The following is an 18,615-nucleotide window of genomic DNA, read 5'->3' on the forward strand; positions in this document are numbered from 1 at the left end:
TTCGAATAAATGTCGACATTGCCGGAAAATGAAAAGACCCCAACGGGGGGACGGCAATGTTGCCGTGCCGTTAGGGTCAAGTTCGAAGATTTATAAAATTAATACGTAAGGAAAAAATGTTTGCTGCAATATAAGAGCAGTGTACCTCCTATTTGCGCGATTTCATAGAGGCCATGCGGCTGAAAATATATCAAACGATAAGTCGCAAAAAGAGAAGAACCCATCCGCCTCTTCAAGACATCTGCGAACATCTAAGCCCGATGTCGTGGGGAACGCATGGAAAAATTCCCATGCGGTGATCAGCCCTTTTGCGGGAAGGCGCAGGGAGCGCAAAACAAAAATTTTTGTGATCTCGCTGCGCCAGCTTCAGCCAACGATCCGCGTGCAGATATTTTGCCAAAAATCGCAAAATGCATTTGGCCGCGAGCGTGCCGTTCGCGCTAATTTTGCAAGCTGGATGGGTGCGCAGTTTCTCTCGGCGGGGCTAGCGCCGATGGGAGCGTTTTCTGCCCGTGGGATAAACCGTGCTGCTAGTCGTTGCGCGCCACGACTTTTCGCGCGGGGCGATGATTACGGTTGGTGAGAAAGACCACCAAGCCCGTTCCGATGGCGCCAAATACAAGAAGAGCTTCGACTGCGAAAATCATCGTGTAGGCTGAATCGGGCATTTCGCTTCCCCGTTGTTATTGTTCTGCGATGAAACGCCTATCGATCGCAAAAAGCTATTGATCTCTGCGTGAGCGGGCGTTTTTTTTACGCTCATCGCCGCGCTGCACAAAGAAGAGCGCAGCAAATTTGCACCGTGCGAATTGGCAGTTTGCGTAGTCATCTCATCCGCTTGCGCGTGAATGCTGAGCAGAAGTTGCGGCTATTGCGAGCTTCCGCCATGCCGCGCCGCACACGGAAAATTGACCGTTTCAAAAGGTGCCTGCGGCCATGCCGGCCAAGAATCGGCTCACGTCGTCTCTTGCCGGCAGACCCGCGCGGGCGCCAAGACCCCGGCAGCTCATGGCAGCAACGGCGGATGCGATGCGCGCGCAATCGGCGTCTTTCAGACCCTCGGCAACGGCCCAGGTGAAGGCGCCGTGGAAGGCATCGCCTGCGCCGGTCGTGTCTACGACGTTGACAGGAAACGCGGGTTCGCGGCCTCGCTCGCCAGCGCGGTTCATCCAGAGATAGCCCTCCGCGCCCTTCGTTACGCCGGCATGGCGAATTCCCGACTGAAGGAGAGCCTCCAGACGCGCCTCGTCGCTCTCTCCCTTCACGAACAACCTGAAAGCCGGCGCGGAGAAGATCGCGTAATCGGCGAGCGGGAGAACCTTCGCAAGCAGCTGGCCGCTGTTCAGGTCGACATCAAGGACGGTCGGGATCGCGTGACTGCGCGCAGCAGTGAATGCGGCAAGCGTTCCTTCGAGCCAGGTGAGATCGCTCAAGACAGCCTTCGCAAGCCTGACGTCATCAATTGGAAGCCAATCGGCGGGCAGCGGAAAGTCATGATCATCCTCGCTGATGACGAGACGCTCGCCGCGCGCATCGACGATGACGGCGGCGGTCGCGGAGGAGACGCCGCGGCACGTGCGGACGTGGGCTGTGCCGACACCAGCTGCCTCCAGCTGCTGGCGAATTATGCTGCCGGAGGGATCATCACCAATGCGCGCCCAGAGCGCCACGTCGCCGCCCAGCCGTGCGATGGCGGATGCGGCGTTGGCCGCCATGCCACCACCGCTTGCGACATGCTCCAGCGCGCGGACCTTGGTCGGCGAAGTTGGAAATGCCTCGATGCGGTAGACGTAATCAAGCGCCGCATGGCCGACCGCGATGATGTGCTTTCCGGACATGAGCTCCGCGCGCCGTTGGCCACTGTTCAGGAGCGATTGACGCTCCGCTCGGCAAGGGAGCTTTTCGCATTCGCAAGGACGCTCAAGCGGGCTTGCAGGTGCTCGATCTCGTTCAGAAGATCGAGGACCAGCGCGATACCCGCGGGGTTCAGCCCTAAGTCCCGATCAAAACGTTTGGCCTTGGCGGTGCGAACGACGCTGAGGCTCGAGAACTTCCATTCGGACGGGCCGCTTCCCTGCGGCTCGATGATGCCCTCGGCCACCAGTGCTGAGACAAACGAGGTTTCGACTTCGCAACTTTGGCTGAGTTCTTGGAGCGAATAGACCGCTGCCGAGCCAATCATTTCCGCGGGCATGGGCTCGCGCTCTTCATTCGTCATCGCTCAAACTCCAAGCGCCATGTTTCAAGTTTCACGTTTCAAGTTTCACGTCCCAAGCCTCACGTTCCGAGTCCGGCACGGGGGTCGAAGGGGAGTTCTTTCGCCATTTGCTCGTAGATCGCCCGCGCCTTCTCGTCGGTCGCGGGCGGCCAGACGATCTTCAGAACGGCGTAGAGGTCGCCTGGTGGCGAGGCGGGAATGCCCCGTCCCCTGACGCGCAGTTCGCGGCCGTGCGCGGAACCGGGCGGTATCTTCAGCATGATCGCGCCCGATGGCGTCGGCATCTTCACGCTCGCGCCGAGAGCTGCCTCCCAGGGGGCAACCGGCAGATCGAGATAAAGGTCCTTGCCGACAACCCGGTAAAGGGGGTGCGGCCTGAAGCGGATTTCGAGATAGAGGTCACCTGCCGGGCCGCCACCCATGCCGGGAGAACCTTGCCCTTGCAGGCGGATGCTCTGACCCTCCGTCACGCCTTTAGGGATCTGCACGGTTAGGCTTTTGTCGCGAACCAGGACATGGCCGCCGTCATCGACGTCGGGAACGCGAAGCGTAATCGTGCGTGAGGCGCCGTCGAGTGCATCCTGCAGGTCGATGACGATCTTGGCGTGATGATCTTCACCGCGCATGCGGAATGTCGTGTGCGTCCGGCCGGACCGTTGGGCGCGGGCGGCGCCGAAGATCGAGTCGAAGAAGTCCGAGAAATCGCCCTCGCTGGAGCGGCCGGAGAATTCAAAACCTGCATCCCAGTTCGGCGGCGGGCGGAACTGCTGTCCGGCTGTATAATCCTTGCCGAGCTGATCGTAGGCGGCGCGCTTTTCGGGATCGCTGAGGACGTCATTAGCTTCGCCGATTTCCTTGAACTTGGCCTCGGCGCCTGCCTCTTTGTTGATATCGGGATGATATTTCCGTGCGAGCTTCCGGTAAGCTCGCTTGATGTCCTCCTCGGTCGCGTTCCGCTCGACACCCAGGATCTTGTAATAGTCCTTGAATTCCATCGGGGCTCACATCATCGGATCAGGTTCAGCGCATCAGTGATAATTTCCCTGTGGTCGAAGGCGATTTCAATGCCATCGATGTCTTTTATCCAGATGACGGCCTCGGCATCATCGCCCGCGTTCGCAGTTCCTTGCGCGTCTCTCGTCAGGAAGGCCACAGAACAGGTGTGGCCGCGGGGGTCGCGATCGGGCCGGGAATAAACACCAATGAGCGCGAGATTGATCGCGTCTAACCCGGTCTCTTCCTTCAGCTCACGCCGCGCGGCGTCCTCCACGGTTTCGCCGATTTCGACAAATCCTCCTGGCAGCGCCAATGATCCCTTGTAGGGTGGATTCTTGCGCCGGACCATCAGCACGCCGCGGTCCGGATCTACGACAACGCAGTCTGCAGTGAGGGCGGGCGTTTGAGGGAGCGGCATAGCTCTCCTTTTTAGGACGAAAGCTGCAACGTGAAAACTGCGACGAGCGCCGGGCTGCTGTTGTACCGTGATCGGAGCGGGCTGGAAGTCCTGCTTGGTCATCCGGGCGGTCCATACTGGCGAAGGAAGGATGATGGTTCCTGGACGGTGCCGAAAGGGGAAGTTCAGGACAGGGAAGACTTATACAAAGCCGCGTTGCGCGAGTTCGAGGAAGAGACCGGGTTTCATCCTGAGGGACCGGCGATGGCATTGGGCTCGATCCGGCAAGCCGGCGGCAAACACGTCCACGCGTGGGCGATCCATGCGGATTGGAATCCTGAGACGCTCGTTAGCAATACGTTCAGCATGGAATGGCCGCCACGCTCGGGCCGGATGCAATCTTTTCCGGAAATAGATCGCGCTGAGTGGTTCGGGCTTGCGACTGCACGGCTGAAGATCCTCAAAAGCCAAGTCGAATTTCTGAACAGGCTCGAGGTGCTGTTGCAGGAGAAGAAAACGGATATTGCACCAGACGAGCCGTCTGCAATTCCGAGTCGCTCCAGAAAGACGCAACGCTAACCGCATTTTAAGCAATTCTGCACGCGGGCCGCGAAAGCTCTGACGATATTAGGAAATCTCGTGGATACCGAGAGCATATGCGCGCCGTTCAACTTGAAGCGTGGGCTGACCGGACAAGCGCGATACAATCAAACGGGATTGAATGGCGTCATGACTGAGTGCAATTCAAAGATCGAGCTTTCGCCGGCCTATACCGAGCGGCTTACGGATGAAGAAATCGCGGACATGATGGCGGAGGCCGCGCGGGTCGATGCCCTGTTCAAGTCCGGCGCAATCGGAACGACGCATATCGTCGCTCTTGTGTGCGCTGCAGACGTGTCGCGGGAGTGGCAGCCTGAGATGCCCGAAGCCTCGGCGGCCTGATCGCTCCACCGGCCAAGAGATTACAATCCAGAACACAAGAAGAGCGGACGCTGGGATCGTCCGCTCTTCTTCTTTCGGCTGCCATAACGTTGAGATGCGTTGGGCAGCGTCACTTCACGTTTTCGTACTCGGGGGCGTAGTAACCCGGTAGCGGCGGCTCAGCCGTCGCGCTGAAGAGATATGTCAGACCGACGCGCGCGACCCAGAAGCTGTCCTCGAAGGTTACGCGTGCCCGGCAAGGGCCGTCGCCGCAATCTCCGAACCTGAAGGTTTCGTCCTGGCTTCCAAGATCGACGAACTGGGCATCGCCCCGGAACGTCCAATGGTCCCTGAGAAAAATTTCGAAGCCGCCGCCAACGGTCCAACCCAGCTGCACGTTATCGTCAGACCAGCGGAATGGTCCGCCCGGAGCAAAATCGTCTCGGAAGGCGTGATCGACGTTCGAATATGCGAGCCCGCCCGTGGCGAAGAGCAGAATGTTGTAATCGGCGATGATGCCCACCCTGCCCCGCAGCGCGCTGAACCAGTTCATCGACGAGCCGAAGTTCTCGCCGTTGGCGCCGAAGTCGTTATCGGCGCCGAAATAGCTCCATTCGGATTCAATACCGATGAGCGCATCTCCACATTGAACATTGTAGCCGCTGAACTCTCCAATGTTGAAGCCACCGTCGTTGGCACTGATCGAGCCGCCGATGCCTGATACCTTCGAATGCATGCTGCCGCCGCCGATCATGCCACCCATGTAGAATCCTGAGTAAATGCCGCCGCATGGCGTCCCTGGCGGACCGCCCCATGGCAGATCGGGGCCATCGGCGTGAGCTGCCGAAGCTGCGAGAAGGCACAGGACGGGCGCGAGTATCAGCCGGGCAATTTTCATATGAAAACCTGTCTGAAAACTGATTTGAGAAAATCGGGTCGAGGAGAAATACGGACGTCTGGCGAATCGAATGAAAAGGTTCAGGCGGTGCAATATTCAGCATGCGCATCAATGTTCGCGCTTCGTGAGACAAGGGATGTGATTCGTGCCAGCCCGTCGAGGCGTGACCTGCCGTCTGGCGCGCATTGCCCGGCGGCGTTGCTCAACCTCCACGCTTTACCGATCCACGAGCGGTCACCGGCAAATCATCCGTGTGCGCCATTTAATTTCAAATGATGCGGTGCCGCTTTACGCAAACTCCACGGGCGAGCGCTACAATCAAGAAGATATTGCAGCTTATTTTGTCTTCTGGATTTTCACAGTGCTCAAGGGCGTATTAGCGGAGATCGTGCGCGACCGTGCGGCGATCGTCGAGCGAGACAAGGGCGTTGCGTTTCTTTCTGCGACGCGGTCGATTTATCATCTCACTGATCTTTTCTACTTGTGCGTGAACATTCCGCGACAAGCGAGCCGCGCGTTCGTGCATTGTGCATTCAGCAGCGATTACGCGAGCCAGGCGATTACGCCTCAGCCGATTGCCGCGGCACAATTGGCGGATCTCGAAATCATCAAGCTTATGCAAAGGGGAAAGGGCCTGGCCGCAAGCGATGCACCGGAGTCGGCGATCGAGCTGACGACCCGGGGGCACGAGATTGCTATTCTGGGCTACTCGCGCAACCTGCCTTCAACGGGCGCGGCTGACGCCGAAGGTCCGCCTGCCTCTGCCGAGCTCAAAACGCTCGGCGATTATTTTCACAGTCATATGCTCCGGCGGAATGGCATCGATACGTCGGACGCACTCGTCATTTCGGCGAGAGAATTGGATTGCCTGCGGTGGGTGGCTGCGGGCAAGTCAGCTTGGGAAGCAAGTGTCATCCTCGGGATCAGCGAGCGCACCGTGCGTTTCCACCTCAATTCGGCGCGCGAAAAGCTGAACTGCACGACGACGACGCAAGCTGTTGCCAAGGTGGTCGCTCAACAGCTCATCGCGATCTGAGATCTCGGCGAATTGGGTTTGGCAAACGGCAGAACGTTTGCCGCTGCCGGTCTGGGCGCAATGGTCGACGATGCGGCGCCTGTTGCCGCGTGAGTTGCGGGCGCTTCCAACACCCTGCGAACCATCCCATACGCTGCCCACGCCTTCACCGATGCTCTACTGGCAGCGTGCACACTTTTGACGTGGTGTAGAGCGCGGCCGGCGATGATGGCCGATGCGATTGCCATTCCCATGCTCAATGTGCCGGCGAGCGCGAGGTGGACGGTCCAGCTGATGACTGCGACCGGCACCAGGGCATGCGCGAGCCGAAGCGCGCTCGCTCCGCTAAGGGCTGGCGCACTCAAGACGACCGCCGAAAGCAACACGAATGCGCCGAGGCTCGGATCGATGAAAGCGATCATCGCAAAGAAAAGGACGATCAGCGGCGCATCGAGCAGAGGCAGCATCGCCGGGCTGGAGAGGAAGACGCGCACCTCATGCAAGCGGCGCAGGGCATGCACATAGCGCTTCTCCTGCCCAGGTGGCGATGTCATCAGAGCCGCTAGAAGTGCGCCGCCGAGGTTGGTCTCCATCGCAGCCGCAATACCGTTCAAGGTCCGCCTTCGGCTGATGTCGAGCATGGCCATCGCAGCGAGCACAGCCATCGTCAGAAGCGGCAGGGCCAAAATAGTGCCGGGCCTGCTGCCGGCCGTAACCTGGTCAGCCCATTGAAAGAGCATGATCGGGACCGCGAGCATCCACAGGCCGGCGATCAGGGAGATCGCGGCAAGACGGATGACGGCGGCTTTTGCCTCGGAGCGCCATCGCGCCAGCGCTCCGCTGCTTGTCTCGACCTCCCACGGCGGCGCTGCGATGGCCGTTTGCGCTCGTAAGGACTGCTCGAATTCGCGGCGGATGTTTGCCAGCCGCCGGAGAGCCGGGTGCTCGATGATGGTTCCGGCCATGCCGTCTTCTGCCGCCGGACACGAACTTTCCTCAGCCGTCGGCATGGCCCGCATCGAAAAGGTTGAGCGTTGTCGTCAGATGATCGAGATCGTTGTTGGATGCTGTCAGATGGTGGGCCGGCAAAGGCTGAATGGCAGTGGCGACGCCATATGGATGGCTCAATCGGCCGCGACCCCGGGAGACGCGTTGGCTGATGATGTTCGGGCGTTGGCGATGGGCGAGATGGCTGTGAAGCCTCCGCGCGGACCGGCGATATCTCAACGCAATTGGGTCAGTCATTTTTTGCCTCTCCTACGAAAGCAAGGCAGCGAGTGCGGGCACGTTTTGCTATGGCCCAGACAATGCCCAAGAAGGATCGGCGAGGAACCTGACCGGAACGACAGTGGCGGGACAAAAATTCTGCTCAAATTGAAAACAGCTGGAGCGACGGCAGCTGTGTACGTTTAAAATTCTGTTGACTGGAAACTGTGGCCGTGCGGGCGCCCCGGTTTGGGAGAGCATCGGAACGCCCGCTATCTGCCGGCCAGCGCGCGGACGGAGGCTTCGCTGGCCCACATACCGTCTCACATCGGCGGGCGCAAACAACTGTCGAAACAGTCAGGGGTATTTGCTGCAAAAGGCCATAGCGCGCGGGCTTTTTGTAGGATCAATTAGCGGGGCGCCGGCAGTCTGGTGCAGCCAATTTTTTGAGTTCGAAAGATAGACCGATGAAAGCCATGGTCTTCCGCGCCGTGGGCCAGCCGCTGGAACTCGAGGAATGGCCGGATCCCGTTCCAGACGCCGGACAGATACGGATACGCGTCGAAGCGTGCGCGGTCTGCCGGACGGATCTTCACATTATCGACGGCGAATTGCCGTTTCCGAAGCTCCCGCTCATTCCAGGCCACCAGATCATCGGCATCGTCGATGCTATTGGCCCAGATACGACCGAGCACAAGATCGGCGATCGCGTTGGCGTGCCGTGGCTGGGGCACGTTTGCGGGCATTGTTACTATTGCGCCAGCGGACGAGAGAACTTGTGCGATTTTCCGCTCTTCACTGGTTACACGCGTGACGGCGGGTTTGCGACGCATACCATTGCGGACGCCGATTTCGCATTTCCGATGGCGGCGTTGGACGATCCGGTCGCCGCCGCGCCGCTGATGTGTGCGGGGCTCATCGGATGGCGCTCACTGCGTCTTGCCGGTGAAGGCGAGCGGGTCGGGATCTACGGCTTCGGTGCGGCGGCACACATCATCACGCAGGTCCTCACATGGCAGGGACGGCAAGTCTATGCATTCACGCGAGCGGGCGACGAAACTGCGCAACGGTTCGCTCTATCGCTTGGCGCGACCTGGAGCGGACCGTCGGATGCCACTCCGCCCGATCCGCTCGATGCCGCCATCATCTTTGCTCCCGTCGGATCGCTCATTCCCACCGCACTCAAGGCCGTTCGCAAAGGCGGCCGCGTTGTGTGCGGCGGCATCCACATGAGCGATATCCCGACGTTCCCCTATTACCTGCTCTGGGAAGAGCGAGACCTGCGGTCCGTCGCAAACCTGACGCGGCAGGACGGCCGCGAGTTTGTTGCTATCGCTCCCAAGGCGAACGTCAAAACAACGACGAAAGTCTATCCTCTGGCGGCGGTGAATGAGGCGCTGGCGGATTTGCGCGGTGGACGCTTTGCCGGGGCGGCGGTGATTGTTCCTTGAGCGTGTAAGCGCGCCGCCCCGTTTCTCCGATACTGGATTTTTAGCGGGCTGCGGGCACTGGCGCGGGCGGCGTCCCAATCTTGCGTGCCTGCAGCGCCATCGCGCTCAATGCGCAGCCGCCGAAGATCAGATCGATGCCGACGAGGAGACCGATTGCCCAAGCAGCCGAAGACGGCAGTCCAAAAAAGATCAAACCCGCAAGTATGAGATCGACGATGCCGTTCAGAAGCATCATCCACCAGCTGCCGGGCAGCTCGCCGCGATGTTCGAATGCGAACATAATCGATGCGATGCCTTCGATGATGAAGAAGGCGATCAAGACGAGCGTGAGCGATACGACACCCGATATTGGCCAGAAGAGCAGCACGAGACCGGCTGCAATGGCAATCAGCGCAGAGATGAGCGACCACCAGAAGCCCGGCATCGGGCGCATCGAAAACGTCGTGAACAGGCCTGCGATCCCGGTGAACAACAACAGCCAGCCGATGAAAAGCTCGACCGTCAGCGTCGCAATCTGCGGAAGGAAGATCGCGGCAGCACCCAGTATGATGAGCACGATGCCTTCGAACAGGTAGAGCTTCCAGTGATCGCGGAGGGACGAGGCGAGTTCCGCTCTGAAGCTGCTGGCACTCGTTGGGTCGAACGTCATTGTCAAACTCCCGTCTGTTGGAGCGAGAAACATCCAGACAATACGACAAAACCCGGCCTTGCGCCGCAAGAGGCGGCACGTCGTGAATAACTTATGACTATTGCCTCTTAATTCTGAGGCTTGGGGCCTTGGACACGGAGCATTATGCTCGGCGCACTGACGAGTTGTGCTTGCAAGGGCGTGATTTCGCGGGTGTTCAAGAGGTGGCCGTTAAACGATCGAGGCCCGGCGGTTGTTACCGCCGAGCCTCGGATTGTCAAACGTCAACGTCTCGCCGCGTTCGTTAGGCGATCTTTTCGCCCATCGGCATATTGCGGAGCCGCTTACCCGTTGCCGCAAAGATCGCGTTGGCGAGTGCGGGAGCAAACGGCGGGACGCCCGGCTCGCCGACGCCGCCGGCGTGGACGGCCCAGTCGGCTTCGATGATGTGCACCGAGACCTTCTGCGGGAAGTTGCTCATGCGGGCCACCTCGTAGTCGGTGAAGTTCGACTGCTCGACGGCGCCGTTCTTGAACGTGATGCCGCTGTAGAGCGCATTCGACATGCCCATGACGGCCGCGCCCTCCATCTGCGAACGGATCCGTTCCGGGTTGACGTGGAAGCCGCAATCGATTGCCGACGTGACGTGCGGAACGCGGATCGTTCCGTCATCATCGATGGCAACGTGGACAACGCTTGCCACGTAGCTTGCGAACGAGCGGTGAGCCGCGATGCCGAGGCCCTGGCGGGCCGGCAATTTCTTGCCCCAGCCTGCCTTCTCCGCCGCGACACGGACGACGTTCTTCAAACGCGCCGTGTTGATGGGGAACTGTTCGTATGGCTCGCCATAGTTCCAGAACTCTTCCGGGAAGCCCGCCTTCTTCGGGTCGATCTCGCGGTCCGGCCCGATCATCTCGAGCAGGAAGTCCTTAGGATCACGCCCGAGTTTGGCTGCGACTTCGGCGACCATCGACTGCACTGCAAACGCGCGCGGAATGTTGGCCACCGACCGGTACCAGCCGATGCGCGTGTGCGCCATTGCCTGGCCGTTCTCGCAGCGAACGTTGGGAATGTCGAAGGGCATATCGACAAAGCCCATGCCGTATTCGATCGGGAACTGATAGCCGTCGTCCTGCTTGAAGGTCGAGACGATCGACGGGGCGACCGTGCGATGACGCCAGCCCGAGACCTTGCCGGCCTCGTCGAGGGCGACCTCGATACGCTCGACCGAAGTCGTGTGATAGAAGGCGTGCTGAATGTCGTCTTCGCGCGTCCACTGCAGCAGGACGGGTGCACCGCCCATCTTCTGCGAGAGAAGAGCGGTCTCGAGCATGAAGTCCCACTTCGACTTGCGGCCGAAGCCGCCGCCGAGAAGCGTGACGTGCACGGTGACGTCCTCTATGGGCATCTTCAGAGCATCAGCGATGTCCTTGCGGGCACCGTAGGGGCTCTGCACGGAAGACCAAACCTCGGCCTTGCCATCGACGATGCGCGCGATGGCGACGAGCGGCTCCATCGGCGCCTGGGCGATGTGGCGGCCGTGATATTCGGCCGTTACGACGTCCTTGGCCTTTGCGAAGGCAGCGTCCGGATCGCCCTGGTTGCGAATAACCTTGCCGGGTTTTGCCGCCGTCGCCGACAGTTCGGCCGTATAGGCGTCAGTGTCGTAGCTGGCGTTCGGGCCGTTGTCCCATTCGATCGTCAAGGCGTCACGGCCCTGCATCGCGGCATAGGTCGAGTTTGCAACGACGGCGATGCCGCCAAGCTGGTGGAACTTGCGCGGAACGCTGAAGACGCCTTCGATCTCGTGCACGGCTTCCACGCCCGGCACTTTGAGGGCCGCGGAGGCATCGTAGGACTTGATCTTGCCGCTGACGACCGCCGGGCGGGCTATGACAGCGTACTTCATGTTGGGCAGGCGGACATCGGCGCCGTACGTGGCCTTGCCCGTGGTGATGTTGTGCAGATCGGCCATCTGCACTTCACCTTTGCCCATGTAGGTGAATTCGCTGGGCGACTTGTAGAGGATCGTCTCGGGCGCCGGCACCGGAACCGTCATGGCCGCCTCGGCGAGTTCGCCGAAGGAGAAAACCTTGCCGGTCTCCTTCTTGTTCTTGTCGAGCAACGCAACTTCGTGGTTGCGCGCATGGCATAGCGAGACATCGACGTTCCACTTCGCAGCGGCCGCCATTTCCAGCATCTGGCGCATCGCGGCACCGCACTGGCGCATCGGCTGGATGAAGTGGCGCATACTGCGCGAGCCATCGGTATCCTGGTTGCCGTACTTCGGCTCGTCGCCAGGCGCCTGCACGAGCTTTACGCGTGACCAGTCGGCGCCCATCTCGTCGGCGACCACCATGGGCAGGCTCGTGCGGATGCCGGTGCCCATCTCGCTGCGATGCGTGACGATCGTCAGCGCGCCATCGGGTTCGATGGCGATGAAGATGTGCGGGTCAGAAACAACGCCGCTCGGCATGCTGAGCCCTGCCGTGGGATAGGGCTTCAAATGTTCAGCCGCGCCGGCGGGCGTGAAACGCGCGGCGAGCACGAGACCCGTTCCCGCCAGAAGACCGCCCAGGATACCGCGGCGGCTGACGCTCGAAATCTCGACATTGATCTTGGGCTCAGTGCCCGCGTCGATCTCGTTCTTGAGGTAATGCAGCATGCTCAGACACCTCCTGCGGCGAGACGAATGGCTTCATGAATGCGCTGGTAGCAGCCACAGCGGCAGATATTTCCAGTCATGGCTTCGGTGATTTCTCCGTCGGACGGCGACTGGTTGGATGCGAGCAGCGATGCCGCCTGCATGATCTGCCCGGCTTGGCAGTATCCGCATTGCGGAACGTTGATCTTGCGCCAGGCCTTCTGGACCGGGTGCTCGCCATCGGGGCTCAAGCCCTCGATCGTGGTCACCGATTTTCCGGCAGCCTCGCCAACGGTCGTCTGGCAAGAGCGGACAGCAACACCGTCGAGATGAACCGTGCAGGCGCCGCACACGCCTGCGCCGCAGCCGAATTTCGTGCCTGTGAGATTGAGCATGTCCCGGACGTACCAGAGCAGGGGCATGTTCGGGTCGCCGCTGAATTCGCGAACTTCACCGTTGATCGTGATGGATGACATATCCACGCTCTCCTTTTTAGATCGGTATTCGATTTGCAAAACTTCGTTGAAGCGAGATCGCGCAAACGCGAGGTGCTTCGATTTTCAATGCGACGTCACGGCGCGAATGATTTGAGTGGCCAAAGGTAGACCTGGCCCATGACAAGCAATCCGACGAGCGACGCGAGCGCGAGAGAATGGAAAAATACGAAACGTAATATCCGGCCTTCGTGGCCGTACCATTTCGTAGCCGTCGACGCGACAACAATTGATTGGGCATCGATCATCTTGCCCATGACGCCGCCTGCGCTATTTGCCGCTGCCATGACAACCGGATTGATGCCGAGTTGCTCAGCGGTGATCCGCTGCAAGCCGCCGAACAACACGTTCGACGAAGTGTCCGATCCGGTGAGCGCCACGCCGAGCCAGCCGATGAGCGTGCCGAAGAACGGATAGGCCCATCCGGTTTGTGCAAGCATCAGCCCGAGCGTCGCATCGCTTCCCGAATAGCGTGTAACGAAGCCGATCGACATCATGCACGCGATCGTCAGGAGCGAGTAACGCACGACGTAGATCGTTTGGACGTACATCCGCAGCAGTTCGCGGACGCTGTAGCCCAGAAAAAAGCCTGAAATGATGGCCGAAAGCAGAATGCCGGTTCCGGTGGCGGACAGCAGGTTCAGATTGAAGATGGCTGGTTCCGCGTGCGGCTCAGCGACGACGGGCGGCACCTTCGATACGAGTTCGTGCAGGCCTGCAACGGGAAGCTTCTGAACCCAAAGTCCATCGAGCGCGGCGCGGACTTGCGGCGTTCCCCAGAGGAAGACGAAGACGGCGAGAATGATCCATGGCGTCCAGGCTCGCAGCGTCTGAGACGTCGAAGGCAATGCGACGGCCGATTTGATCGGCATATCCGAAGCGGAGGCGTTCGGCACTTCCGTCATCGGCACGGCCGGGCGCCACACCCGCAAGAAGAGCGCGAGCGCGCCCATCGAGACGAGCGAGGCGACGACGTTGACGAGCCATGGACCGTGATAGGTGGCCACGAGATACTGCGGGATTGCAAACGACACGCCGGCCACGAGGACGGGCGGCCAGACCTCGATCATTTTGCGGAAGCCGACGAAAGCCCAGAGCAGCCAGAACGGCACGATGACCGCGAATGGCGCGAGTTGCAGGCCGACGGTGGCCGTCAATTCGTGGAGATCGAGGCCGGTGACTGCGGCGAGCGCGATGAGCGGCGTTCCGAGCGCGCCGAACGCGACGGGCGCCGTGTTGGCGATGAGCGACAGGCCCGAGGCCGCGAGCGGGGGAAAGCCAAGGCCGATCAGCATCGCTGCCGTTACCGCAACTGGCGTTCCGAAGCCGGCAGCCCCTTCGAAGAAAGCACCCAACGAAAAGGCGACGAAGAGAAGCTGGAGGCGACGGTCATTGCTGATCGAGCCGATCGACTTCTGCAAAACCTCGAATTCGCCTTTCTCGTTTGCAAGACGATAAAGGAAAATGACGTTGAGAATGATCCAGCCGATCGGCAGCAAGCCGAAGGCCGCGCCATAGCCGGCAGCCATTCCGGCCATCTGCACGGGCATTCCGTAAGCGAAGATCGCAACAGCAAGCGCCGTGACGAGGCCGAGAAGAGCCGCGATATGCGCGCGAACTTCGAAGAGCCCGATACTGGCCAGCAGGACCACGACGGGAATGACGGCGACACACGCCGATAGCAACATGTTACCAAACGGGTCGTATACCTGTGACCACATACGGCCCGTTCTCTCCCACATCGCGGCGGCTAGTGTGCGCTCTTGGTAAAATTTTTATACCAGGGATCGTGGATGGTCAAACCTGTCTGTTATATTGCCCGGCGAAACAGCCGGTGACACCAGGCATCTCGCATGAATAAATCGAGCCCATTTCTGCAGGGATAGGTGCATGCTTACCGTGAGAACGCCGAAAATCGCGGACGCAATCGCGGCGCACATCGAGAAGCTCATTCTCGAGGGCGCGCTGCGTCCCGGTGAGAAACTTGCGTCCGAGCGCGAGCTTGCGCAGACGCTCGACGTGTCACGGCCCTCGCTCAGAGAAGGCATCGATAAGCTGGTCGCGCGCGGGTTGCTCACGTCTTCCAAGAGCGGGACTTATGTGGCGCAGTTCCTGACGCCGATCATGGCGCCTTTGGCGAACCTATATCGCGGCAACCAGCAGGCGTTCGCGGACTATTGCGAATTTCGCCAATGCGTCGAGGTGCGGGCTGCGCGAGATGCGGCTCTTCGCGCGACCGACGTTGAGCGCGCTGCCATCCGCGCTTGCCTCAATGACATGCGCAAAGCGCACACGCTCGAAGATCCGGCGCAGGAAGCGGAGGCGGATGTTTCGCTGCACATGCTGGTCTATGAAGCGGGGCACAACTTCGTCGTGCTGCATGTCATGCGGGCGCTGAGCGAATTGCTTCGCAACAACATCTTCTTCAACCGGAAGAACCTCTATTTGAAGCCCGGCGTGCGCGAAAAGCTTTTAGCGCAGCACATCGCGATCGGGGAGGCCGTGATCGCGGAGGATCCGGTGCGCGCAGAGAAGGCCGCCGGCGATCACATCGGCTTCGTTTTCGACACGGTCGCTGAACTTCAGCGGGCGGACGCGCGACGCGATACATCATTGCTGCGTGCGCGGCGGACCGATCTGCTCGCTGGCTGACGTCACGGGGAGCTGGCGGCTGCCTAGCTCAAGCAGGCGAAATCCAAACGGAAATCAAACAGTTTTGGATCGGCAGCTCAATCTCGCCGCCACCATTTCGCCGCAACCTATTCACTTGGGCTTCATACGGCCGCCATTATCCCTCAGCGCATACGGGTTAGCTTGGTATTGGTCCTAATGCGGCAATCGCCGGATTTCCAACTAAGAAGAACGCCCAAAGCAAAAACGATTCGCGGCGCCTTCCGGAGCGCCGCAATAATTCGAGGGAACAGCATGAAATCTACCCGACACGCGATCATGGCGGCGGCTTCGCTGCTGGCAGTCATGGCCGCGGCGCCGACACTGGTTCGCGCCGATGATCAACGTCCACCGCGCGACAACAACGGCCGCGACGACAACGGGAAGCGGCCCGGCAAGGGCGAGCGCGATGGCCAAGGCGATCATGGCGGCGATCGCGGCGGCAGGGAGCGCGGACAGCAGCACGGCGGTCAACAGCAGGGTCAGCAACAGAAGGGGCCGGAGGACGATCGCGGCCGCCAAAAGCAGGGCCAGCAGCAGGACCGCCAGCGCGACCAAGGCGAGAGATTTCAGAAGCAGTTCGGTGGCGGCAATCGTCCCCAGGACAATCCGAACGCTGGTAATCCGATGCAGAAAAATCAGCAGCGGCAGCAACCGGTCGTGAACACGCCTGACCGCGGTCCGCCGCAGCAACAGCAGAAGCCGGATAGCGCTCCGCAGCCGCCGAAGCAGCAGCAGGCTCAACCGCAGCAGCCGCCTCAGCAGAAGCAGCAGCCCTTCGACGGCAAGCCGAAGAACTTCAACGATCAGTTCGGCGGCAAGGGTAACGACCGCAACGGCAACGACCGGAACGCCAATGATCGCAACAAGCCCGACAATTCGAAGCAGTTCGGCGGGCGGGATCGCGATCGTGATCAGCAGCCGGGCCCCGGCTCCAATCCGCAGCCTAATCGTCCCGTCGTCGACAAGCCCGGCAATCGCCCGCAGTTAGATGATCGGCGAGGTCCGTTCGGAGGCGGTGGCCAGCCTGCGCTCAACAGGCCCGGCGAGCAGAAACGGCCGCTTTCTGCGGACGAAGCCAAACGGCGCTTCGAAAGCATGCGCGGACAGCGCAAGGAAGTGAAGATCGACGGCGGCAAGGGCACCGTCATCGAAGAGCCGGGCAACCGCCGCATCATCAAAGAGAACAATCGCATCGTCATCCAGCACGACGAGACGGAACGTCTGCGTCGCGTGGCGCCCAACGCACGTTTTCAGAAGGGCAAGGGCGGCACGAACGTTTCGATCATCGAGCGGCCGGGCGGCATCAAGGTCTACTCGGAGACGGATCAGCATGGCCAGCTTCTGCGCCGCTATCGCCGCGGGCCGGATGGGCGCGATGTGATCATCATCGACAATCGCCGCAGAGGCCGCGACAACGGCAAGGACTTCGCGAAGGGTGTCGGCATCGGCATCGGCGTCGTTGCCGGAGCAGCGATCCTGCATTCGATTCTCGATGTGCCGCCGCCACGCGTTCGCATTCCGCGCGAGAAGTACATCGTCGATTACGGCCGGGCGAGCGATGAAGATGTCTACGAGGCTTTGAGCGCGCCGCCGGTCGATGAGTTCGAGGATCGCTACACGCTCGATGAAATCCGCGCGACGGCTCCTCTTCGCGATCGCATGCGCCGCATCGACCTCGACGACATCACGTTCGAGTTCGGGTCATGGGATGTCGATCCCAGCCAGTACCGGAAGCTCGAGCGCATCGCGCGCGGCATGAACCGGATCATCGACCGCAATCCGAATGAGGTCTTCATGATCGAAGGCTATACGGATGCGGTGGGCTCGGAAGAAGACAACCTTTCGCTGTCGGACCGGCGCGCGGAGTCGGTTGCTACGGTTCTGACCGAAGAGTTCGGCGTGCCGTTCGAAAACCTGACGACGCAGGGCTACGGCGAAGAGTATCTGAAAGTGCCGACGCAGGCTGCGGAGCGCTTGAACCGCCGCGTTGCCGTGCGCCGCATCACGCCGCTGCTCGCGCGCGACTAGTCGAGACTTCGACTTTTCGAGAAGAGATGAAGGGGGTGCATTGCGCGCCCCCTTTTTCTTTGCCGATGCCGCTGATGCTAGTGCGATGCCGCCGGGCGCCAGCCTGCAGCTGCGGCTTCGTCCTGCGAGCAGAACCAGCGCTTGCCGCGGCGCTCGTCCATTTTGACCTTCTCGTACCAGGGGTCCCACGGCATGTGGTAGATGCGGCCGTTGGCAGAAACGTTGCCCTTGATCGCGCAGCCATTGGGCGCGACGGCTTCGGCCACTTGCCAGCCATTGCGGCGGAATTCCCAGGGCGCTTGTGCGGGGCCCTGCCAAACGCCGATTTTTTGTTTGCGGGCTTCTGCTTCGACGGCGACGTAGGACGTCGAATATTTGACGAAGGCCCAAGCTAGCCCCGCGCGCACCATCGCTTCTTCGATGTTCATGCCATCGACGAAGCAGGTGGCGAGTGTCCGGCGATAGCGGTCGGTGCCGGTGCGATCGCAGGCGACATCCTGGCTCTCGGCCAACTTCCGCAGCATGGCAGCGGCAGCCTTTCCGCACGCCCACGTGCCGCCATTCGCGGTTTGGCAGGTCTGCGTGGTTTCCGGCGCATCGATGCCTTCGAGACGAACTCGGACGCCGCCGACATCGAGCGTGTCGCCGTCAACGACTCGGCCTAAACCCGAAATGATTGCCGGTTGATCGCCCTCAGGCGCCGTGGTCGCGACGGCAGCAATTGGCGGAAGCGACAGGAGAAAGAGCGCACCGGCCGCTAGGCAAGTGCGCGATAGTAATTGCGGGAAAGACGGCTTTGGCATTCCGGCAGTGTGCTCTGATTCATGAGGCGCAACCTCGGCGAAGTTATGGCGGAATTATGCAACCTCGGAGTGATACTACAACCGCCGGAAAAGAAATCCCCGCCCCTCAGCATGGGGGTACAATCGAGCCGTCTAAACTGAGTAGGAGATGTCATGTTTGGCGAGCCGGGCGCTGAAAGCGGGGCATTTGGACCTTGCGCGGCCAAGGGTTTACGGCGCGTAAGTGACACAATTCACGCCGAT

General features: G+C 60.7%; 19 protein-coding genes. 6 read left to right on the forward strand and 13 right to left on the reverse strand.

What is annotated here, in order from left to right; translation table 11 throughout:
* Positions 1 to 530 precede the first annotated feature (530 nt).
* The 5 genes from VFG26_RS09620 to VFG26_RS09640 form a co-directional block, all read right to left on the reverse strand.
* Positions 531 to 668, reverse strand: a complete 138-nt coding sequence (locus VFG26_RS09620; RefSeq protein WP_325024674.1) for a hypothetical protein — start codon at positions 666 to 668, stop codon at positions 531 to 533.
* A 249-nt stretch (positions 669 to 917) separates the two neighbouring features.
* Positions 918 to 1,838 carry a PfkB family carbohydrate kinase gene (locus VFG26_RS09625; RefSeq protein ID WP_325024676.1) on the reverse strand — a complete coding sequence of 307 codons (921 nt, stop codon included), beginning with the start codon at positions 1,836 to 1,838 and terminating at the stop codon, positions 918 to 920.
* Positions 1,839 to 1,864: 26 nt separating this feature from the next.
* On the reverse strand, positions 1,865 to 2,218 hold the full coding sequence (locus VFG26_RS09630) for a chaperone modulator CbpM (RefSeq protein ID WP_325024678.1): 354 nt from the start codon (positions 2,216 to 2,218) through the stop codon (positions 1,865 to 1,867).
* 59 nt (positions 2,219 to 2,277) lie between these two features.
* The gene (locus VFG26_RS09635) at positions 2,278 to 3,213 is read right to left on the reverse strand and encodes a DnaJ C-terminal domain-containing protein (protein ID WP_325024680.1); all 936 of its coding nucleotides are present in this window, start codon (positions 3,211 to 3,213) and stop codon (positions 2,278 to 2,280) included.
* 11 nt (positions 3,214 to 3,224) lie between these two features.
* A complete protein-coding gene (locus VFG26_RS09640; RefSeq protein WP_325024681.1) occupies positions 3,225 to 3,734 on the reverse strand; it encodes an NUDIX hydrolase in 510 nt (169 codons plus the stop codon).
* On the opposite strand from VFG26_RS09640, the gene VFG26_RS09645 reads away from it, so the two are divergent.
* Both VFG26_RS09645 and VFG26_RS09650 read left to right on the forward strand, forming a co-directional pair.
* A complete protein-coding gene (locus VFG26_RS09645) occupies positions 3,663 to 4,190 on the forward strand; it encodes an NUDIX domain-containing protein (protein WP_325024683.1) in 528 nt (175 codons plus the stop codon). The genes VFG26_RS09640 and VFG26_RS09645 overlap by 72 nt on opposite strands.
* 150 nt (positions 4,191 to 4,340) lie before the next feature.
* Entirely contained in the window at positions 4,341 to 4,553 is a 213-nt protein-coding gene (locus tag VFG26_RS09650) for a hypothetical protein (RefSeq protein ID WP_325024685.1), read from the forward strand.
* A gap of 109 nt (positions 4,554 to 4,662) precedes the next feature.
* Here the strand turns inward: VFG26_RS09650 and VFG26_RS09655 are convergent, their stop codons facing one another.
* Positions 4,663 to 5,430: an outer membrane protein gene (locus VFG26_RS09655; protein ID WP_325024687.1), complete on the reverse strand. Its 768-nt coding sequence runs from the start codon at positions 5,428 to 5,430 to the stop codon at positions 4,663 to 4,665.
* A 280-nt stretch (positions 5,431 to 5,710) separates the two neighbouring features.
* Between VFG26_RS09655 and VFG26_RS09660 the strand changes: the two genes are divergently transcribed.
* On the forward strand, positions 5,711 to 6,466 hold the full coding sequence (locus VFG26_RS09660; RefSeq protein WP_325024689.1) for a helix-turn-helix transcriptional regulator: 756 nt from the start codon (positions 5,711 to 5,713) through the stop codon (positions 6,464 to 6,466).
* Here VFG26_RS09660 and VFG26_RS09665 read toward each other — a convergent pair.
* Positions 6,445 to 7,455: a hypothetical protein gene (locus tag VFG26_RS09665; RefSeq protein ID WP_325024691.1), complete on the reverse strand. Its 1,011-nt coding sequence runs from the start codon at positions 7,453 to 7,455 to the stop codon at positions 6,445 to 6,447. The genes VFG26_RS09660 and VFG26_RS09665 overlap by 22 nt on opposite strands.
* A complete protein-coding gene (locus VFG26_RS09670; protein ID WP_325024693.1) occupies positions 7,442 to 7,690 on the reverse strand; it encodes a hypothetical protein in 249 nt (82 codons plus the stop codon). The genes VFG26_RS09665 and VFG26_RS09670 overlap by 14 nt, the downstream gene beginning before the upstream one ends.
* Positions 7,691 to 8,118: 428 nt before the next feature.
* On the opposite strand from VFG26_RS09670, the gene VFG26_RS09675 reads away from it, so the two are divergent.
* Complete coding sequence (locus VFG26_RS09675; RefSeq protein WP_325024695.1) at positions 8,119 to 9,102, forward strand: zinc-dependent alcohol dehydrogenase family protein; 984 nt, start codon at positions 8,119 to 8,121, stop codon at positions 9,100 to 9,102.
* Positions 9,103 to 9,142: 40 nt separating this feature from the next.
* On the opposite strand, the gene VFG26_RS09680 is transcribed toward VFG26_RS09675, so the two are convergent.
* The 4 genes from VFG26_RS09680 to VFG26_RS09695 all read right to left on the reverse strand — a co-directional run bounded on the left by VFG26_RS09680 (position 9,143) and on the right by VFG26_RS09695 (position 14,589).
* Complete coding sequence (locus VFG26_RS09680; protein ID WP_325024697.1) at positions 9,143 to 9,751, reverse strand: HdeD family acid-resistance protein; 609 nt, start codon at positions 9,749 to 9,751, stop codon at positions 9,143 to 9,145.
* Positions 9,752 to 10,034: 283 nt separating this feature from the next.
* A complete protein-coding gene (locus VFG26_RS09685) occupies positions 10,035 to 12,395 on the reverse strand; it encodes a xanthine dehydrogenase family protein molybdopterin-binding subunit (protein WP_325024699.1) in 2,361 nt (786 codons plus the stop codon).
* Positions 12,396 to 12,397: 2 nt separating this feature from the next.
* Complete coding sequence (locus VFG26_RS09690; RefSeq protein WP_325024701.1) at positions 12,398 to 12,850, reverse strand: (2Fe-2S)-binding protein; 453 nt, start codon at positions 12,848 to 12,850, stop codon at positions 12,398 to 12,400.
* A gap of 95 nt (positions 12,851 to 12,945) precedes the next feature.
* The gene (locus tag VFG26_RS09695) at positions 12,946 to 14,589 is read right to left on the reverse strand and encodes an L-lactate permease (protein WP_325024703.1); all 1,644 of its coding nucleotides are present in this window, start codon (positions 14,587 to 14,589) and stop codon (positions 12,946 to 12,948) included.
* 169 nt (positions 14,590 to 14,758) lie between these two features.
* Here VFG26_RS09695 and VFG26_RS09700 point away from each other — a divergent pair, with 169 nt between their 5' ends.
* Both VFG26_RS09700 and VFG26_RS09705 read left to right on the forward strand, forming a co-directional pair.
* On the forward strand, positions 14,759 to 15,520 hold the full coding sequence (locus VFG26_RS09700) for an FCD domain-containing protein (protein WP_325024705.1): 762 nt from the start codon (positions 14,759 to 14,761) through the stop codon (positions 15,518 to 15,520).
* A gap of 273 nt (positions 15,521 to 15,793) precedes the next feature.
* Positions 15,794 to 17,569 carry an OmpA family protein gene (locus VFG26_RS09705; RefSeq protein WP_325024707.1) on the forward strand — a complete coding sequence of 592 codons (1,776 nt, stop codon included), beginning with the start codon at positions 15,794 to 15,796 and terminating at the stop codon, positions 17,567 to 17,569.
* 77 nt (positions 17,570 to 17,646) lie between these two features.
* Here VFG26_RS09705 and VFG26_RS09710 read toward each other — a convergent pair whose 3' ends face one another.
* Positions 17,647 to 18,372, reverse strand: coding sequence for a thermonuclease family protein (locus tag VFG26_RS09710; RefSeq protein WP_325024709.1), 726 nt, complete (start codon positions 18,370 to 18,372; stop codon positions 17,647 to 17,649).
* Positions 18,373 to 18,615 lie beyond the last annotated feature (243 nt).

Origin of the sequence: Hyphomicrobium sp., from assembly GCF_035687085.1 — a bacterium.
Taxonomy (GTDB): Bacteria; Pseudomonadota; Alphaproteobacteria; order Rhizobiales; family Hyphomicrobiaceae; genus Hyphomicrobium_B.